The 17,606-nt window shown below is 72.1% G+C and carries 15 protein-coding genes and 1 tRNA gene; 7 read left to right on the top strand and 9 right to left on the bottom strand.

The window, feature by feature from the left end:
- Positions 1-192: 192 nt before the first annotated feature.
- Both cysS and rlmB read left to right on the top strand, forming a co-directional pair.
- The gene (gene cysS / locus VAB18032_RS27495) at positions 193-1,608 is read left to right on the top strand and encodes a cysteine--tRNA ligase (RefSeq protein ID WP_013736208.1); all 1,416 of its coding nucleotides are present in this window, start codon (positions 193-195) and stop codon (positions 1,606-1,608) included.
- Positions 1,608-2,729, top strand: coding sequence for a 23S rRNA (guanosine(2251)-2'-O)-methyltransferase RlmB (gene rlmB / locus VAB18032_RS27490; RefSeq protein ID WP_013736207.1), 1,122 nt, complete (start codon positions 1,608-1,610; stop codon positions 2,727-2,729). The genes cysS and rlmB overlap by 1 nt, the downstream gene beginning before the upstream one ends.
- Positions 2,730-2,801: 72 nt before the next feature.
- Here rlmB and VAB18032_RS27485 read toward each other — a convergent pair whose 3' ends face one another.
- A complete protein-coding gene (locus VAB18032_RS27485) occupies positions 2,802-3,893 on the bottom strand; it encodes an ABC transporter ATP-binding protein (RefSeq protein ID WP_013736206.1) in 1,092 nt (363 codons plus the stop codon).
- A 316-nt stretch (positions 3,894-4,209) separates the two neighbouring features.
- Here VAB18032_RS27485 and VAB18032_RS27480 point away from each other — a divergent pair.
- Both VAB18032_RS27480 and VAB18032_RS27475 read left to right on the top strand, forming a co-directional pair.
- Positions 4,210-4,286 (top strand) — tRNA-Thr (locus VAB18032_RS27480).
- Positions 4,287-4,442: 156 nt separating this feature from the next.
- Complete coding sequence (locus tag VAB18032_RS27475; protein WP_013736205.1) at positions 4,443-5,210, top strand: enoyl-CoA hydratase/isomerase family protein; 768 nt, start codon at positions 4,443-4,445, stop codon at positions 5,208-5,210.
- Positions 5,211-5,280: 70 nt separating this feature from the next.
- Here the strand turns inward: VAB18032_RS27475 and VAB18032_RS27470 are convergent, their stop codons facing one another.
- The 3 genes from VAB18032_RS27470 to VAB18032_RS27460 form a co-directional block, all read right to left on the bottom strand.
- Positions 5,281-5,724, bottom strand: a complete 444-nt coding sequence (locus VAB18032_RS27470; RefSeq protein WP_013736204.1) for an HNH endonuclease — start codon at positions 5,722-5,724, stop codon at positions 5,281-5,283.
- Between the two features lie 335 nt (positions 5,725-6,059).
- Complete coding sequence (locus VAB18032_RS27465) at positions 6,060-7,586, bottom strand: FAD-dependent oxidoreductase (RefSeq protein WP_013736203.1); 1,527 nt, start codon at positions 7,584-7,586, stop codon at positions 6,060-6,062.
- Between the two features lie 109 nt (positions 7,587-7,695).
- A complete protein-coding gene (locus tag VAB18032_RS27460) occupies positions 7,696-8,175 on the bottom strand; it encodes an MSMEG_6728 family protein (protein ID WP_013736202.1) in 480 nt (159 codons plus the stop codon).
- A gap of 101 nt (positions 8,176-8,276) precedes the next feature.
- Between VAB18032_RS27460 and VAB18032_RS27455 the strand changes: the two genes are divergently transcribed.
- Positions 8,277-10,073, top strand: a complete 1,797-nt coding sequence (locus VAB18032_RS27455; protein WP_043725897.1) for a potassium channel family protein — start codon at positions 8,277-8,279, stop codon at positions 10,071-10,073.
- A gap of 109 nt (positions 10,074-10,182) precedes the next feature.
- On the opposite strand, the gene VAB18032_RS27450 is transcribed toward VAB18032_RS27455, so the two are convergent.
- The gene (locus VAB18032_RS27450) at positions 10,183-11,415 is read right to left on the bottom strand and encodes an APC family permease (protein ID WP_013736200.1); all 1,233 of its coding nucleotides are present in this window, start codon (positions 11,413-11,415) and stop codon (positions 10,183-10,185) included.
- Between the two features lie 9 nt (positions 11,416-11,424).
- Positions 11,425-12,192 (bottom strand): phosphatase PAP2 family protein, encoded by a 768-nt coding sequence (locus VAB18032_RS27445; RefSeq protein ID WP_013736199.1) that lies wholly within the window; start codon positions 12,190-12,192, stop codon positions 11,425-11,427.
- 59 nt (positions 12,193-12,251) lie between these two features.
- On the opposite strand from VAB18032_RS27445, the gene VAB18032_RS27440 reads away from it, so the two are divergent.
- The gene (locus VAB18032_RS27440; RefSeq protein WP_081476211.1) at positions 12,252-13,517 is read left to right on the top strand and encodes a DUF4032 domain-containing protein; all 1,266 of its coding nucleotides are present in this window, start codon (positions 12,252-12,254) and stop codon (positions 13,515-13,517) included.
- A gap of 7 nt (positions 13,518-13,524) precedes the next feature.
- Here VAB18032_RS27440 and nagA read toward each other — a convergent pair whose 3' ends face one another.
- From nagA to VAB18032_RS27425, 3 genes are read right to left on the bottom strand one after another with little or no spacing between them, the layout of a single operon-like run.
- Complete coding sequence (gene nagA / locus VAB18032_RS27435) at positions 13,525-14,634, bottom strand: N-acetylglucosamine-6-phosphate deacetylase (protein ID WP_013736197.1); 1,110 nt, start codon at positions 14,632-14,634, stop codon at positions 13,525-13,527.
- Positions 14,631-15,572, bottom strand: coding sequence for an ROK family protein (locus tag VAB18032_RS27430; RefSeq protein WP_232510917.1), 942 nt, complete (start codon positions 15,570-15,572; stop codon positions 14,631-14,633). The genes nagA and VAB18032_RS27430 overlap by 4 nt, the downstream gene beginning before the upstream one ends.
- Positions 15,573-15,622: 50 nt before the next feature.
- Positions 15,623-16,552, bottom strand: a complete 930-nt coding sequence (locus tag VAB18032_RS27425) for an SIS domain-containing protein (RefSeq protein ID WP_013736195.1) — start codon at positions 16,550-16,552, stop codon at positions 15,623-15,625.
- 188 nt (positions 16,553-16,740) lie between these two features.
- Between VAB18032_RS27425 and VAB18032_RS27420 the strand changes: the two genes are divergently transcribed.
- The gene (locus VAB18032_RS27420; protein WP_013736194.1) at positions 16,741-17,526 is read left to right on the top strand and encodes a DeoR/GlpR family DNA-binding transcription regulator; all 786 of its coding nucleotides are present in this window, start codon (positions 16,741-16,743) and stop codon (positions 17,524-17,526) included.
- The last annotated feature ends 80 nt before the right edge of the window (positions 17,527-17,606 follow it).

The following is a 17,606-nucleotide window of genomic DNA, read 5'->3' as shown; positions in this document are numbered from 1 at the left end:
GCCGCCGATGGCGGGGCCGGCGGGTTCGCCGCTCGGTACGTCTGCGGTCGGCTTGCTGCCGCCTGCCGTGCCGCGATGGGGCGTGGCAGGGGTGGGCGGGTCGGTGCCGGGGGCCGCGGGGGAAGTCACGATCAGCAGCGTACGACCCGGCTCCGGCGGACCGGGAAAACGACGGACGGCTACCCTTGTACGGTGACGCTTCGCCTGTACGACACCGCCACCCGATCGGTGCGGGACTTCGTCCCGCGGGAAGCCGGCAAGGTGGGGGTCTACCTGTGTGGGCTCACCCTTCAGGCGCCGCCGCACATCGGCCATCTTCGTTCCGGTGTGAACTATGACGTGCTGCGTCGTTGGCTGCTGGCCGCCGGTTTCGAGGTCACCTTCATCCGGAACGTCACCGACATCGACGACAAGATCCTGATCAAGGCGCAGGAGCAGGAGCGGCCGTTCTGGTCGATCGCGTACGCCAACGAGTTGAAGCTCGCCGAGGCGTACCGGGCGTTGAACGTGTTGCCGCCGACCTATGAGCCGCGGGCCACCGGGCACATTCCGGAGATGCACCAGCTGATCGCGCAGTTGATCGAGCGGGGGCACGCCTATCCGGCCACCGACGACTCCGGCGACGTGTACTTCGACGTGCGTTCGTGGCCGGCGTACGGCGCGCTGTCCAACCAGTCGCCGGACGAGATGCAGTCCGCCGCCGACGCCCCCGAGCGCGGTAAGCGCGACCCGCGTGACTTCGCGCTCTGGAAGGGTGTCAAGCCGGGCGAGCCGGCGGACGCCTACTGGCCGTCGCCGTGGGGGTTGGGCCGGCCCGGTTGGCACATCGAGTGCTCGGCGATGTGCTGGCGGTACCTGGGTGCGGAGTTCGACATCCACGGCGGTGGGCTCGACCTGATTTTTCCGCACCATGAGAACGAACTGGCCCAGTCCCAGGCCGCCGACCTGCCTTTCGCCCGCTACTGGGTGCATCACGGTCTGCTCGGCATCGGCGGCACCAAGATGGGCAAGTCCCTGGGCAACGCCCTCGACCTGGCGTACGTCGCCGGGCTCGGGGTACGCCCGGTCGAACTGCGTTACTACTACGTCGCCGCGCACTACCGCTCCCGGATCGACTACTCCGAGGAGGCGCTGCGCGAGGCGGCCGTGGCGTACCGGCGGATCGAGGGCTTCGTGCAGCGCTCCGTCGAGCGGGTGGGTGTCGGGCAACTCGGCGAGGTGCCGGCCGCGTTCGCCGCAGCGATGGACGACGACCTGAACACCTCCGCCGCGTTGGCGGTGCTGCACGACGTACTGCGGGACGGCAACAACGCGTTGGCCGGCGGTGACGATGTGACCGTACGCACGGCGCTCGCCAGTGTCCGCGCGATGCTGGATATCCTCGGCGTCGACCCCCTCGACCCGGCCTGGACCGGCGGTGCCCGGGCGAGTGACCTCCGTGGTGTGGTCGACTCCCTGGTCGCCCTCGCTCTGGAACAGCGTGCGCAGGCCCGTGTCCGCAAGGACTGGGCCGCCGCCGACGCGCTGCGGGACCAGCTCAAGCGGGCCGGAGTGGTGGTCGAGGACACCCCACAGGGCCCGCGTTGGACAATTGGAGAGCATGACTGATGGCCGGCAATTCGCAGCGCCGTGGCCGGCGGGTGGCGTCGAAGGCGAGCGCACCCAAGGGCTCCGGCGGCAAGAACAAGGATTCCCTCGCCGGTCGGGGCCGTACCCTGCCCGCCGACGAGCGGCCGTGGCACAAGGGGTACTCCGGCACGGAGAAGGTGCCCCAGCGCACCGCCTGGAAGCAGGAGAAGGAACGCCGGGCGGCGGCCGAGGAGGGGCGCGCTCCCAAGATCGGCAAGCCGGGCACCAAGGACACCACCTGGGGTCGGGGCGGCGGCCGGGGTACGCCCACCCCGAAGCCCGCTCGCGGCAAGCAGCCCGCCGGGCGTGGTGGTCCCCGGGTCGCGCCCGGGCGTAAGTCGAACCCGGCCAAGGACGCGCCGGAGCTGCTGGTCGGGCGTAACCCGGTGCTGGAGGCGTTGCGCGCCCAGGTGCCGGCGACGGCGCTCTACACCGCCCAGGGCATCGACATGGATGACCGGGTCAACGAGATCATCCGTACCGCCGCCGACCGGGGCATCGCCATCCTTGAGATCAGCCGTGCCGAGCTGGACCGGATGACCGGGGGCGTGCTGCACCAGGGCGTCGGCCTTCAGGTGCCGCCGTTCGCGTACGAGCCGTTCGAGGATCTGGTCGCCGCCGCGTTGGAGCAGTCGGCGCCGCTGCTGGTGGCGTTGGACGGGGTCACCGACCCGCGCAACCTCGGCGCGGTGATCCGGTCGGCCGCCGCGTTCGGCGCGCAGGGTGTCTTCGTACCGGAGCGGCGGGCGGCCGGGATCACCGCGACCGCCTGGCGGACCAGCGCCGGTGCGGCCGCGCGGGTGCCGGTGGCCCAGGTCACCAACCTGACCCGGTCGTTGAAGGCGTGCCGGGACGCCGGCTTCATGGTGGTCGGCCTGGACGCCGACGGCGAAACCGACCTGTACGACCTGGAGGCCGCGGTCGGTCCGCTGGTCGTGGTGGTCGGCTCGGAGGGACGCGGGCTGTCCCGGCTGGTCGGGCAGACCTGTGACCTGACCGTCAGCATCCCGATGGTCTCCGAGGTGGAGTCGCTGAACGCGAGCGTGGCCGCTGCGGTCACCCTCGCCGAGGTGGCGCGTCGCCGGGCCGTCGAGGGCTGACGCCAGGCTGCCGCAGGGAGACGAACGACGAAAGGGGCGGCCCGGCGGGCCGCCCCTTTGTCAGTTGCTGTCTCAGATGCGCTTGCCCGTGGTGGCGTGGAAGGCGTGGTTCTGGCCGGCGCGCGGCTTGACGAAGATCGTCTCGCCCATGTTCGGCATGGTCCGCCGGTCGGTACGCACCACGAACCGCTCGGAGGCACCGTCCAGCGCGGCGTGACCGTAGACGTTGGCGTCCGAGCCGAGGTCCTCGACCAGCTCGACCACGACCGGCATGCCGCCCTCGGTCGGGCTGACGATGTCGCAGTCCTCCGGCCGGAAACCGACGGTGACCTTGCCGGCACCGCCCTCGGCGTTGGCCGCCTCGACCTGCTCGCGGGTCAGCGGGATGAACATCTCGGCGAAGGCGGCACCCTGCTCGGTAAGCGGGACCGTCTTGATGTTCATGGCCGGCGAACCGATGAAGCCGGCGACGAAGACGTTGGCCGGGGTGTCGTAGAGCGCACGCGGCGTGTCGACCTGCTGGAGCACACCGTCGAGCATGACCGCCACCCGGTGACCCATGGTCATGGCCTCGACCTGGTCGTGGGTCACGTAGACGGTGGTGATGCCGAGCTTGGCCTGCAGCGACGCGATCTGGGTACGGGTCTGCACCCGCAGCTTGGCGTCGAGGTTCGACAGCGGCTCGTCCATGAGGAAGACCTGGGGCTCCCGGACGATGGCCCGGCCCATCGCGACCCGCTGACGCTGACCACCGGAGAGCGCCTTGGGCTTGCGGTTGAGGTACTCCTCCAGCTGGAGCAGCGCCGCCGCCTCCTTGACCCGCCGGTCGATTTCCGACTTCGAGGTCTTGCGCAGCTTGAGGGCGAACGCCATGTTCTCGTACACCGTCATGTGCGGGTAGAGCGCGTAGTTCTGGAAGACCATCGCGATGTCGCGGGCCTTCGGCGGCAGGTGGGTGACGTCCCGGTCGTCGATGTAGATCGCGCCGTCGTCGACGTCCTCCAGGCCGGCCAGCATTCGCAGGCTGGTGGACTTACCGCAGCCGGAGGGGCCGACCAGGACGAGGAACTCCCCGTCGCCGATCTGAAGGTCGAGCTGGTTGACCGCGGGGCGTTCGGTGCCCGGGTAGATCCGGGACGCCTTCGCGTAGGTGACCGTAGCCATGAGGGGGTGCATCCTTTCACCGGCAGGAACGTGCCGGACGATCCGAGTGAAGGAGCGACCGGTGCTTGGGCGCACCGGCGCCACGGCTGTCAAGGGACGAGCCCATGTCGGCCGTGTCACTGCACGGTAAACGGCTTTTGCCACGCTGCCAAGATGCGGAACAGTGGATGGGACGGACGGCATACGCATACCGGTCAGTCGGGCACGGTCGGACACGAATCGACGTTCGCAGGTCGGGATGTTGACGTTTCCCGTGCTGGGGACCCCTGCCGGGCGGGAAAAGCGGACGCCGGTCGCTATGCTGGCCTCGGACACTGCCCCTGTAGCTCAGCTGGCCAGAGCACCCGCCTTGTAAGCGGGATGTCGCCGGTTCGATCCCGGCCGGGGGCTCCATCCGTACCACGTACGCGGCCCACCGAGCTGACACCTCGGTGGCCCGGCCGCGACGCTCCCTGCCCGGCGGGGCGGCCGGGCGGCACCGCTATCGTCGCCGTACCCGGGCAGGCGCCCTTTGGCAGGACCGAGACCCGGCCAGAGGGGCGGTGGACAGTGGCGGACGCAGAGCTGACCGTGGCGGTGTCGGGTCAGGTGGCCACGGTGGTCATCCGTAATCCGGGCAGGCGCAACGCCATGACCCTCGCCATGTGGCGGCAACTGCCCGTACTGCTGGATCACCTGGAGGCGGAACCGGCGGTACGCGCACTGGTGCTCACCGGGGCGGACGGCACCTTCTGCGCCGGTGCCGACCTCGGTGACCTGGACGAGCAGTTGTCCACCGGCGACGCCGGCATCGCCGTTGCCGCCGAGGAACGCCTGGCCGCCTTCGCCAAGCCCACCGTGGCGGCCGTCCGGGGTGCCTGCGTCGGTGGTGGCTGTCAGCTCGCGGTCGCCTGTGACCTGCGCATCACCGCCGACGACGCCAGATTCGGGGTGCCCCCGGCCCGCCTCGGCCTGGTCTACCCGGCACCCACCACCCGCCGGCTGGCCCGGTTGGTGGGCCCGGCGGCGGCCAAGCACCTGCTGTTCACAAGCGAACTGATCGACGCCGAGCGGGCGCAGCGGATCGGTCTGGTCGACGAGGTGCTGCCCGGCGACCGCCTCGCCGCCCGCATCGACCAGCTCACCGGCATGATCGTGGAACGCTCGCAGCTCAGCGTCGTAGCCGCGAAGGAGATCATCGACGGGCGGGCCGACGACGCCCGGGTGGACTGGTGGTACGGGCAGGTGCGGGCCAGCGGTGAGGCCCGCGAGGGCATCACCGCCTTCCACGAACGCCGCCCGCCCCGGTTCACCTGGAGCCCTCCGCCCACAGGCTGACCGGACCGGGGGCCGGCGGGTGCCGCGCCGGGAATCCGACGCCGCCCCCCGTTCCCGCCGGCCCGGCCCGTCACCGCCCGGCCAGCGCCGCCCAGCTCGGCGCGACCGGTACGCGCCGCAGCGGCATGCCCGCCTCGGCCGGCGTACGGTCGCCCTTGCGCTGGTTGCAGGCGTAGCAGGCGGCTGTCGTGTTCTTCCAGGTGTTCCGGCCACCGCGCGAGCGGGGCAGGATGTGGTCGATGGTGCTCGCCGGGCCGTCGCAGTACGCGCAGCACCGCCCGTCGCGGGCCAGCACTCCGGCGCGGGACCAGGCCGGGCCGGACGTGAAGCGCCAGCGGGTCACCACGTACCGGACGAGCCGGACCACCCGGGGCACCGGGAAGACCCCGATGACCTGGTCCGGTACGGCCTCGTGGATCTCGGCGACCCGACGGCAGAGCATCCGGATCGCGTGTTGGACGGTGACCCGGTGCAGCGGGCCGAGGTCGGCGTTGACAACGAGGACGGCGTACACCGGTGTCTCCCTCCAGGACGGTGACGGGCGAAGCGGGCCGGACAGCGACGAGCCGCCCGGTCCCAGGGCGGGTGGGCGGCTCGACGGGTACGGGTACGCGCGTCAGCCGGGCCGGCCACCTCGGTGGTGTTCCGTCAGACAACCGTCGCCGAGCAGCCACGACGGCACAGCCGAGTAGTGCTGCTTCGACATGGCTTGCTCCCGGAACGGTGGTTGACCTTGCGCGATCACGGTAGGTGTGCCCCGAGTGCCACGGCAACGTATTTCGATGCGCCCAGCCGGGGTGCGGTCAGCGCGCCCTGCCGGGGTGCGGTAAGCGTCGGCTGTCTCGTGGGTCAGCCTCGGGCGAGCAGGCCACGGGGGCGGACCGACCAGAGCGGTTCGGTGGCCGCACCCGCCGAGCGCAGGATGTGGTTCGCCGCGAGGATGCCGGTCGCCGAGGCCCGTTCCATCAGGGCGCTGGGAAAGTCGGTGTGGATGCCGTCGCCGGCCAGGTAGAGCCTGTCGGCGTCGGTGCGTACGCCCGGTCGGCGGGCATGACCGCCCGGCGCGAACGCGGGTGCCTTCGCCTCCACCCGGGCGTGCAGCTCGCGCACCCGCAGCCGGCTCACCTCCGGCCACAGCGTGGTCAGCTCGGCCCACATCCGGGCCGCCAGCTCCGTCGCGGGCACGTCCGGTTCGCAGGCGTACGCGTGCAGTTCGAGCACGCAACCGCCGGTCTGCTCGGCCCAACGTCGGCTGCCGTGCTCCAACCGGTGGTACAACGTCACCGAGTCCAGGGTGGACTGCCGGGTCACCCCGCTGAAGACCGCGCGCTGCGCGGCGACGTCCCCGTCGCACCAGTAGCGTGCCACCGCGTACGGCGGACCGGGCCTGCCGAACGCGGGCATCGCCGCCACCAGTTGCGGTGCGGCGTCGGCCAGGCCGGGGGAGGCCGCGACCAGCGCGGCGAGCGCGGGCGGGTCGAGGGCGAGCACGACGTGCCCGGCCCGGTACGCCCCCTCGGTGGCCGTCACCCGCCAACCGGCCTGCTCCTGGTGCAGCCCGGTCGCCACGACGCCGGTCAGCACCCGGCCGCCATGGCGCTCGACGTGTCGGGTCAGCGGTGCCCAGATGGTGGTGGCGTAGTCGTCCTCCGGGCAGTCGAAGGCCAGCCCTTCCGGGTTGCCGAGCAGGTAGAAGTGGAACTGGGCGATCATCTCGGCGGCCGACATCTGCGCCTCGTGGTTGAAGAACGAGTGCGAGAAGACCTCGAACAGCATCGCGCGGGCCCGGTCCGGCAGCCGCAGCGAGGTGAGCAGGTCGTCGGCGGTGCGCTCGTCGAACTCGGCGTAGGTGCGTGTCGGGTGGTAGGTCAGCAGCGGCAGGGCGGCGTCCCGGTCCATCCCGCGCAGGTCCCGCAGCCGCACGCTGGGGCTGCGGGCCAACAGGGTGAGCAGGTTCGCCGGTGGGGCGGGCGGCAGCCGGCCGAACTCCTCGGTCGGCCATTGGGCGCTGAGCACCGGGTAGCTCGGTACGGGCCGCAGAAACCGCAGCTTCGGGTCGATTCGGCGCAGGATGTTGCGCCAGTTGTAGTACTGCCGGAAGAACGCGTGGAAGCCATGCTCGTTGACCTGCCGGCTGCCGTCGTCAAGCGTCTGCGGCCAGGCGCCCAGCCGGCCGCCCAGGGTCGGCGCGGCCTCCAGCACGGTCACCTCGACACCCCGCTCGGCGAGCACCACCGCGGCGGACATGCCGGCGATCCCGCCACCGACCACAAGCGCGCTCACCGGTTGCGGTACGCGGGGCAGGCCACTGCCGCCCGACGTCACCTCGTGCCGGCGTACGCCGAGGAGCCGACCCACCACCTGCGACAGTGCCACCCGCCACCCCCTGACCCCCTCAGTCTGCCCGAGATGCCGGGAACAGTCGCGTGTTAACAAGGGGTCCTTTCACCTCGCCAGGCGTTAACAGGGTGCCCTTCCTTGCACCTCAGAGGCAGCGGCGGGGGCGGTCGGAGGGCGGCCAGACGTATTCGAGGTCGGGCGGAACGTCGTCGCCGAAGATCGGACGGTAGTGGGCGGGATCCTTGCGGATCAGCGACGAGCGGTGGCTCAGGTGCAGATCGGCGCGGCCCAGCCAGGGTGGCAGTTCCCCGGCCACCGCCAGCTCCTGCTGGGACCGGACCTGCTCGATGCCGCAGGCGGTGGCCAGGTCGGCGGACAGTGTGCCGGCGCAGGTGTCGGCCCGGCCGGCGGCACACCAGACCTCGCAGACGTCCAGCCCGTAGCGGGTCAGGGCCTCCTCGTACCCGGCCCACATCTTCACCGCCGGGTGGTTGCGCCAGCCGTAGTCGGGCCGGGTAAGCCCGCGCAGCACCTGGATCGCCTCGACCCGTTGCTTGCCCAGCCGGCGCTGGTCCAGGGCCCGGGCGCTGGCCAGGAAGTCCGGATACGGCAGGAACGTCTGCATTCCGCTGGCCTACCCGCCACGGCCCGGCTCATGCCGATCCGCCGCTGACATGATCATTGCGGGGCTGCGCGGGTTGCGACCGGCTGACTACCATGCCGGACATGGCGGAGCCGCTGCTCGATCGGGCCCTGCGGGCCAGCCGCCGGTTGCGGGTCAACGGGGAGCCCCGGGCCCACTACGTGATCTGCGGTCAGGATCCCCTCGCCTACTGGGTGGTGCGCGCGTTGCGGGGCAGCGAGCCGCAGGCCGGGCGGCTGCGCATCACGCTGATCGTGCCGGACCGGCAGCGTTCCCCCGCACCGGACGGCCGGGACCTGCCCGGCATCGAGGTGATCCGGGCCGACCGGCTCGACGAGCACACCTTCCGTCGGGCCAACCTGGCCGGTGCGGCCGGGCTGGCCCTGCTGCACCAGGACGACGTGGGCAACATGCACGCCGCGCTCTGCGCCCAGGAGGTCGAGCCCGGGTTGCGCCTGGTGGTGCGGATGTTCAACACCGGCCTGGCCAACGGGGTACGGCAGATATTCCCCGACTCGGCGGTGCTGTCGGACGCCTCGATCGCCGCCCCGGCCTTCGTCGCCGCCGCGCTCGGCGAGGTCGCGCCGACCCATTTCCGGCACGGTGGTCGCACCCTCTACCTGGCGCGCCGGGAGGACGTACGCCCCAACGAGGTCGTCTGCGGGGTGGCCGACACCCGTGATCCGCAGCAGGACCTGGTGTTGCCGACCGACGACCGGGCCGCCGACGTGGTGCTCGCCGAGGCAGCGGGCCGGCCCGCCGGCACCGAGTTGGCCGCCCGTCGGCTGGCCCGGGCGCGGCGACGACGCCGACCGGTGGCCATGGTGCTCCGGGCGATCCGCAGCTTCGCCACCCGCAAGATCGGCATCACGGTCATCCTGCTGCTCGCGGTGGTGGGGCTCCTCGGCGGGTTGTACGCCAACGCGGCGCACGTCAGCCTGGCCGACGCGTTCTACCTGACCCTGGTCACCACCCTCACCGGGCAGGACCCGGACACCGCCAAAGGCGCCGCCGAGCAGGTCGTGCAGGTGATCCTCAACCTCGCCGGGCTGGCCCTGATTCCGTTGATCACGGCGGTGGTCGTCGACGGCGTGGTCAACGCCCGGCTGGCCCTGCACACCGGGCGGATCCTGCCCGAGCGGTCCGGGCACGTCGTGGTGGTGGGCCTGGGCAACATCGGCACCCGGGTGATGGCCCAGCTCAACGACTTCGGCGTCGAGGTGGTGGCGATCGACAAGAACCGGGACGCGCGCGGCGCCGGGCTGGCCCGCCGGCTCGGCGTACCGCTGGTGGTGGGGGACGCCGCCGAGGAGGAGACGCTGCGAGCCGCCTCGGTGGCCACCTGCCAGGCGCTGGTGGTGGTCTCCACCGACGACGGGGCCAACCTGCGGGCCGCCCTCAACGGCCGGACCATCAACGACCAGCTTCGCGTGGTGCTGCGGCTGTTCGACGGCCACTTCGCCGAGCGGGTCCAGCGCGCCTTCGGCATCGGCACCTCACGCAGCGTCTCCTACCTGGCCGCCCCGTCGTTCGCCGCCGCCCTGCTCGACCGGGCGGTGATCGCCACCATCCCGGTCGGCCGGCACGCCCTGCTGGTCACCGAGGTCGCGGTGGCGGCCGGTTCGGCCCTCGACGGCCGCCCCCTCGCCGCGGTCGGCAGGACCGGCAGCGTACGGCTGCTCGCGCACGCCCGCCCCGGCCAGCGCTACGACTGGTCACCCGACCACCGCCTGGTGATCGTGGCCGGGGACCGCCTGACCGTGGTGGCCCGACGCGCCGGCCTGAACGCCCTGCTCCGCGAGGCTGCCCCGCCCGAGGAGGAGATCACGCCCCCGGTCGGGACACCGCCGCTGCCGCGAGAGACCGAGGAGTCAGCGTGAGTCCGGCGTCTGTCCGCAAGATCACGCTCGATCTGGGATCGAGTGGCTTTGGTTTCACAACGAGACCACTCGATCCCGGATCGAGCGTGACCATCGTCGACGCTCTGGTTCAGCGACGGGCTGGGCGCAGGGCGTACCAGGCTGAGCCGAGGGCGAGGACGCCGAAGCCGGCGAGCACGCTGCCCAGCGGCAGGTTGACCGCGAGCAGGATGCAGCCGACCAGCCCGGTCCCGGCGAGGGCCTGCACCGGCAGCGTCCGGTCCCGGTCCCGGCCGAGGGTCAACGCCGCCGCGTTGGTGATCGCGTAGTAGACGAGCACGGTGACGCTGGAGAAGCCGATCGCGTTCCGTACGTCGGCCAGCATGACCACCAGGATCACGACGGCTGCCACGGCCAACTCGGCGCGGTGCGGCACCTGGTGTACGGGGTGCACGGCGGCCAGGGCGGCGGGCAGGTCACGGCGGCGGGCCATCGCCAGGGTGGTGCGGCCGACCCCGGCCACCAGGGAGAGCAGCACGCCGGTCACCGCGACGGTCGCTCCGGCGCGGACCACCCAGGCCAGGCCGGGCAGCCCGGCGGCGGTCACCACGTCGGCCAATGGTGCGCCCGAGGCGGCGAGCCGCGCCGGGCCGAGCACGCCGAGGGCGATCACGGCCAGCGCCAGGTAGATGACCAGCACCAGGCCGAGGGCAAGCGGCACCGCGCGGGGGATGGTGCGTTCGGGTTCGCGTACCTCCTCGCCGAGGGTGGCGATGCGCGCGTACCCGGCGAAGGCGAAGAAGAGCAGGCCGGCGGCGGTGAGGACGCCCCGGGCGGAGCCGCCGGGCGCGTCGATCCGGGCGATCGAGACGTCGGTCGCGCCGGCCACCGCGACCAGGGCCAGCACCGCCAGCACGACCAGCACCAGGATGCGGGTGGCGGTGGCGGTCTTGGCGATGCCGCGCAGGTTCACGGCGGTCACCGCGACGACGGCGGCGACGGCGACGAGCCGGGCCTGCCCGGGCCAGAGGTACGCCCCGATGGTCAGCGCCATCGCCGCGCAGCTGGCCGTCTTGCCGACCACGAAACCCCAGCCGGCGACGAAACCGGCGTACGGGCCGAGCCGTTCCCGGCCGTACACGTAGGTGCCGCCGGACTCGGGGTAGCGGGCCGCGAGTCGCGCCGAACTGGTCGCGTTGCAGTAGGCGATGAAGCCGGCCAGTACCAACGCGGTCAACAGGCCGATGCCGCCGGCCGCCGCCGCGGCCGGGGCGAAGACCACGAAGATGCCCGCACCCAGCATCGACCCCAGACCGATGACCACGGCATCGGGTACGCCCAACCGGCGCGCCAGCTGATTCACAGCGGCAGCCTAGACAGGCTTGGTGAACGGCCGGTCCCAGTTTCGTGACCGGGCCGGCAGCGGCAGTTCGTCCCAGGGCACCCGGTGCAGGATCCGGTCCAGCAGCAGCCCCAGCAGCAGCCCGGCCACCGAGTCGCTGAGCCAGTGCCAGCCCAGGTAGGTGGTGGTGCACAGCACCACGGCCGGCGGGACGATCCGGATCGCCGGCACCACCCGGCGCGGCAGCCTCCGGCCGAGGGTCGCCAGCAGGGGCGCGAGCAGCAGCGCGATGACGCCGTACCAGACGATGGCGTTGGCCACGTGCCCGGACGGGTACGACTGAGCGAAGCGGACCGGCAGGTCCTCCTGGAAGAGCGGGAGGGTCTGCTCGGGCGGCAGGAACGGTTCCTTGATGCTGGCGCTCGGTGCCGGCCGGGCGGTCCACACCTTCAGCGGGCCGATGGTGAACAGGGTGAGCACGAAGGCGGCGACCGGGACGAACAGCGGGCGCACCGAACGCAGCCGGATCGCCAACAGCACCGACAGGCCGGCGGCGATCAGGGTCAGCGGGGTGCCCTGACCGAGGTAGTTGAGGATGATCGCGACCCACCGGGCGGCGGTGGGCCGGTGCGCGTCGGCCCAGTCGGCGACCGACCGGTCGATGCCGAAGAACCAGCCGGCGGCGAGTGCCACGGTCAGCCCGACGAGGGCGGCCAGCAGCAGTGCGTCGAACCACCAGCCGGCCGGTCGGACCGGTGCCAGGCGTACGCGTCCGCGTACCGTCGTGGTTTCTCGCACCCGATCACGCTACCGGCCGCGCGCGGCGGCCGGGTTCGGGCGGTGATCGCGGTGACTGTGTGCCCAGCCACGCGGGGAGGCGTTCCGGCGGGGAAAGCGTCAGACTTGACTGCGTGCGGATCACTTCGGCCCTCGTGGACCCGGCGTTGCTCGACCTGCCCTGGTCGACACCGCTGGAGCAGTGGCCGGCCGAGCACCTGGTCGCCCTGCCGCAGGGCATCTCCCGGCACGTGGTGCGCTTCGTCCGCCTCGGCGGGTACGTCTACGCGGTCAAGGAGACCGGGGAGCGGGTCGCCGAGCGGGAGTACGACCTGCTGCGCGCCCTGGAGCGGATCGACTTCCCGTCGGTGCAGGCGGTGGCGATCGTCGCCGACCGGGAGTCCGACTCCGGTGAACCGCTCGACCCGGTGCTGATCACCCGGCACCTTCAGTTCTCCCTGCCGTACCGGGCGTTGTTCTCGCACACGCTGCGACCGGAGACCATGGGCCGGCTGCTGGACGCGCTCGCCGCGCTGCTGGTCCGGATGCACCTCACCGGCTTCTTCTGGGGCGACTGCTCGCTGTCGAACACGCTGTTCCGGCGCGACGCGGGCGCCTTCGCCGCCTACCTGGTCGACGCCGAGACCGGGGCGCTGCGCAACGGTCTCTCCAACGGTCAACGTGGTGAAGACCTGGAGATCGCCCGGGTCAACATCTTCGGCGAGGCACTCGACCTGCAGGCCGCCGGTCTGCTGCACGACTCGATCGACCCGGAGGTGGTCTGCGAGGAGGTCGTGCAGCGCTACGAGCGGCTGTGGCACGAGATCACCTACGAGCAGCAGGTCGAACGGGACGCCCGACACGACATCGAGGGCCGCATCCGCCGGCTCAACGAGATGGGCTTCGACGTGGCCGAGGTGGCCATGTCGACAATCGGCAACGGGCGTTACCTGATCCGGCCGAAGGTGGTCGACGCCGGCTACCACCACCGGCGACTGCTCCGGCTGACCGGTCTGGACGCCGAGGAGAACCAGGCCCGTAAGCTGCTCAACGACCTCGACGCGTACCGGGCCGAGAGCGACCTGACCGACGAGCAGCAGGCCGCCCACCGCTGGCTGACCGAGGTGTTCGAGCCGGTGGTCCGGGCCGTCCCCGCGCACCTGCGCCGCAAGCTGGAGCCGCAGGAGTTGTTCGCCCAGATCATCGAGCACAAGTGGCTGCTCTCCGAGCGGGCCGGCCGGGACGTCGGGATGCGTCACGCCGTGCAGTCGTTCCTCACCGAGGAGTTGGTGCACCGCCCCGACGAGCAGGCGGTGCTCGGCGTGGAGATTCCCGCACCCCGCTGATGCGGGGTCACTGGACCCAGGTGCCGCCGCGCATCACCCGGACGACGTTCAGGTCGTTGTCGAGCACCACCAGATCGGCGCGCAGGCCGGGTTGGAGGGCACCGACCTGGTCGCCGAGGCCGATGGCGAGCGCCGGGGTGGTGGAGACCATGCGTACCGCGTCGGGCACCGGGATGCCGGCGGCCACCGCGTGCCGCAGGGCCGCGTCCATGGTGAGGGTGCTGCCGGCGATCGCACCGTCGCCGGCCAGTCGGGCCACCCCCTCGGCGACGGTCACGGCCTGGCCGCCGAGTTCGTACTCGCCGTCGGGCATGCCGGCGGCGGCCATCGCGTCGGTGATCAGCGCGCAGCGTTCCGGCCCGGCGGTGGAGGTGGCGAAGGTGAGCGTCCCGTCGTGCAGGTGCACCCCGTCGGCGACCAGTTCGCAGATGACGTTCGGAGTGCTCAACAGCGCCACGACCGGCCCCGGCTCGCGGTGGTGCACCGGACGCATGCCGTTGAACACGTGCGTGCCGACGCTCGCGCCTGCCGCGATGGCGGCACGGGTCTGTTCGTACGTGGCGTCGGTGTGACCGACCGCGGCGACCACGCCGTGTCCGGTGAGCAGTTCGATGGCGGCCAGCGCGCCGGCCCGCTCCGGCGCGACGGTGACCATCCGCACCGCCCCGTCACCCAGCTTGATCAACTCGGTCAGCTCGTCGGTGGACGGGTCGCGGAGAAACTGCGGGTTCTGCGCGCCGCAGCGGGCGGCGGACAGGTACGGCCCCTCGAAGTGGATGCCGGCCAGCACCCCGTCGCGGACCAGCGGCGCGAAGGCCGACGTGGCCGAGCGCATCAGCTCGAAGGGAGCGCTGACCAGGCTGGCCAGCAGGCTGGTCGTGCCGTGGCCCAGGTGGAACGCGGCGGCGGCCCGGGCGGAGTCGGCGTCGCCGGTGGTGAAGGTGTGCCCGCCGCCGCCGTGGGTGTGGATGTCCACGAAGCCCGGCACGACCCAGTGCCCGTCGCGTACCGACGGGTACTCGGCGACCGCGGTGATCCGGTCGCCCCTGACCTCGACGCAGCCCTGCCGGACGACCCCGCTCGGGGTCACCACCTTGCCGTTCACCCGTACGGTCATGAGTCCTCCAACTGGTCGAGGGCGAGCAGGGCGGCACCGAGGCAACCGGCCTCGTCGCCGAGGGCGGCCGGGACGAGTCGTGGCTCCCGGTGAAAGGTCAGGCGCTCGCGCAGGGCGGTGCGCAGCGGGTCGAACAACCCGGGGCCGGCCTGGGCGAGGCCGCCGCCCAGCACGATCGTCTGCACGTCGTACAACGCCTGTCCGGTCGCGAGGCCGTCGGCCAGCGCCTCGACGGCCTCCCGCCAGACCCGGGTGGCCAGTTCCTCGCCGGCGGCCGCCCGGTCGGCGACCTCGGCGGCGGTGACCACTGTCGGTCCCGGTGTCGGCCCGGCAGCGGACCCGCCGTCCGACGTGGTGTCGGCGTCGCCGGTCGTGCCGGCGGCGAGTGCGGTGTAGCGGCGGGCCACGGCCGAGGCGGAGGCGATCGCCTCCAGGCAGCCGGAGCGTCCGCAGCCACAGCGTGGACCGCCCGGGCGGACCAGGATGTGGCCGAGTTCTCCGGCGGCGCCGTGTGCGCCGGTGGCCGCCGCTCCGGCGACCACGTGCGCGGCGGCGATGCCGGTACCGATCGCCACGAACAGCACGTGCCCGGCGTCGCGGCCGGCACCGAGACGCGCCTCGGCGAGGCCGCCGGCGCGTACGTCGTGGCCGAGCGCCGTGGGCAGGCCGAGCCGGTCGGTGGCCAGGTCCCGCAGCGGTACGTTCCGGAAGCCGATGTTCGCCGACCAGACGGCGACGCCACGGGTCTGGTCCACGATGCCCGGCACCACGATGCCGAGCGCGGTCGGGGTGAGCCCGGCCGTGCGCGCCGTGCTGACCAGCCCGTCGGCGACCGCGAGGATCGTGTCGACCACGGCCTCGGCCCCACGGTCGGCACCGGTGAGGTGCCGTTCGGCGTGCACCACGGCACCGTCCGGACGGATCAGCGCGCACTTCATCCCGGTGCCGCCCACGTCCAGCGCGACGACGACCCTGCCGTCGCGCTCGCTCACGCGAGCACCACGGACCGGCTCAGGTGCCGGGGCGCGTCGGGGTCGAGCCCGCGACTTGTCGCCAGTGCGACGGCGAAGCGCTGCGCCAGGATCAGGTCGGCCATCGGGTCGACCGGGTTGCGTCCGGCGGCCCAACGACCCAGCACGGTACGGACCCCGTGGGTGCGGCTGTGCACGAAGGCCGCGCCGGTGGCGGCGACGTCCTCGGGCAGTCCGTCGGGCAACTCGCCGAAGGCCCAGACCAGCCGCCCGGGGGCGGCCACCGAGATGGGGCCGTGCCGGTAGTCCATCGCGGGGTACGCCTCGGCCCAGAAGGTGGCCGCCTCCCGGCACTTCAGTGCCGCCTCCAGGGCCAGGCCGATCGTCCAACCGCGGCCGAGGAAGGTGACCTGCTCGATCAGGCTCGGGTCGATCGGCAGCGGGGCGCGGACGGCGACCTCCGCGTCGGCGACCAGCGCGTCGATGTTGTCGCCGAGCTGTGCACGCAGCAGCGCCAACGCGGTGGTGGCGAAGCGGGTCTGCACCACCGACCGTTCGTCGGCGAACGGCAGGGGCACCGCGGCGTCGGCGAGGCTCACCGCCGGGGAGGCGGGGTCACCGACCAGCACAGTGGTCGGGATTCGCCCGCGCAGCGCGGCGAGCAGGTCGAGTACCTCCGTGGTGGTGCCGGAGCGGGTGATCGCCAGCAGCCGGTCGTAGCGGCGGCCGGTCGGGAACTCGCTGGCCTGGAAGGCGTCCGTCTCGCCGTGGCCGGTGGCCTCGCGGCGGGCCGCGTACGCCTTCGCCATGAACCACGACGTGCCGCAGCCGACGACGGCGACCCGTTCACCGTCGCGCGGCAGCCGGTCGAGGACTGTCGGAGCGAGGTCGGCTGCCTGGTGCCAGCAGTCCGGCTGGCTTGCGATCTCCGCGTGGACGTACGCCATGAGAACTCCTCGCAGCGGCTGCGCAATATGGCTCGTTTGACCCGTCTTTCGCGCGTTATTCTGCGCGAAACTCGATGGAAATAGCAACCGCAGGCTTGATCGAGCAGTGTCGGGTTTTGCTGTTTCCGCGTTTTGAGCACTAGTGTGCACGCAACCAATCACATTCGTGCAGACACGGAGGTCCCGGGGTGGACCGTTACGCGAGATGGAACGCCCTGCTCGAGATGCTGACCGAGTCCGGTCGGGTCACCGTCGAGGAGGCCGCTGACCGGCTGGACGTTTCCCAGGCCACCATCCGGCGGGACTTCGACCAGCTCGCCCAGCAGCAGATGATCACCCGCACCCGGGGTGGCGCGGTCGCGAACGGGGTCTCCTACGACCTGCCCCTGCGCTACAAGACGGCCAAGAACTCCGCGGAGAAGCAGCGCATCGGCGCCGCCGCCGCGGCGCTTGTCACGCCGGGCACGGTGGTCGGCCTCAACGGCGGCACCACAAGCACCGAGGTCGCTCGGGCGCTGGCCGTCCGACCGGATCTCAACACCAACGCCGAGGGCGCCCAGCTGACCGTGGTCACCAACGCCCTCAACATCGCCAACGAGCTGCTGGTCCGCTCCCGGATGAAGGTCGTGGTCGCCGGTGGGGTGGTGCGACCCAAGTCGTTCGAGCTGGTGGGGCCCCTGGGTGGGGCGCTGCTGCGCGAGGTGACCCTGGACGTCGCGCTGCTCGGCGTGGACGCCATCGACCCGCACCTCGGTGCCGCCGCCCACCACGAGGGCGAGGCGGCGATGAACAACCTCATGGTGGCCCGGGCCAAGCGAGTGGTGATAATCGCTGATTCGTCCAAGCTGGGCGGTCACGCCTTCGCCCGGATCTGCCCGGTCGACCGGGTCGAGACGCTGGTCACCGACTCGGGCGCCACGCCCGACGTGGTCGACGCCTTCCGCGCCGCCGGCGTGCACGTCATCTGCGCCTGAGGCATTTCCTGGTCAAGCCTCCGGCGCGTCGCAGGGGGTCCTTCCAGCAGAACTTCGCGTGTTCTGGCAGGCTTCGGCGT

Origin of the sequence: Micromonospora maris AB-18-032 (assembly GCF_000204155.1) — a bacterium.
GTDB classification, from domain to species: Bacteria; Actinomycetota; Actinomycetes; order Mycobacteriales; family Micromonosporaceae; genus Micromonospora; species Micromonospora gifhornensis.
The sequence above is the reverse complement of the archived record's forward strand: the minus strand, read 5'-3'. Positions and strand labels throughout refer to the sequence as shown.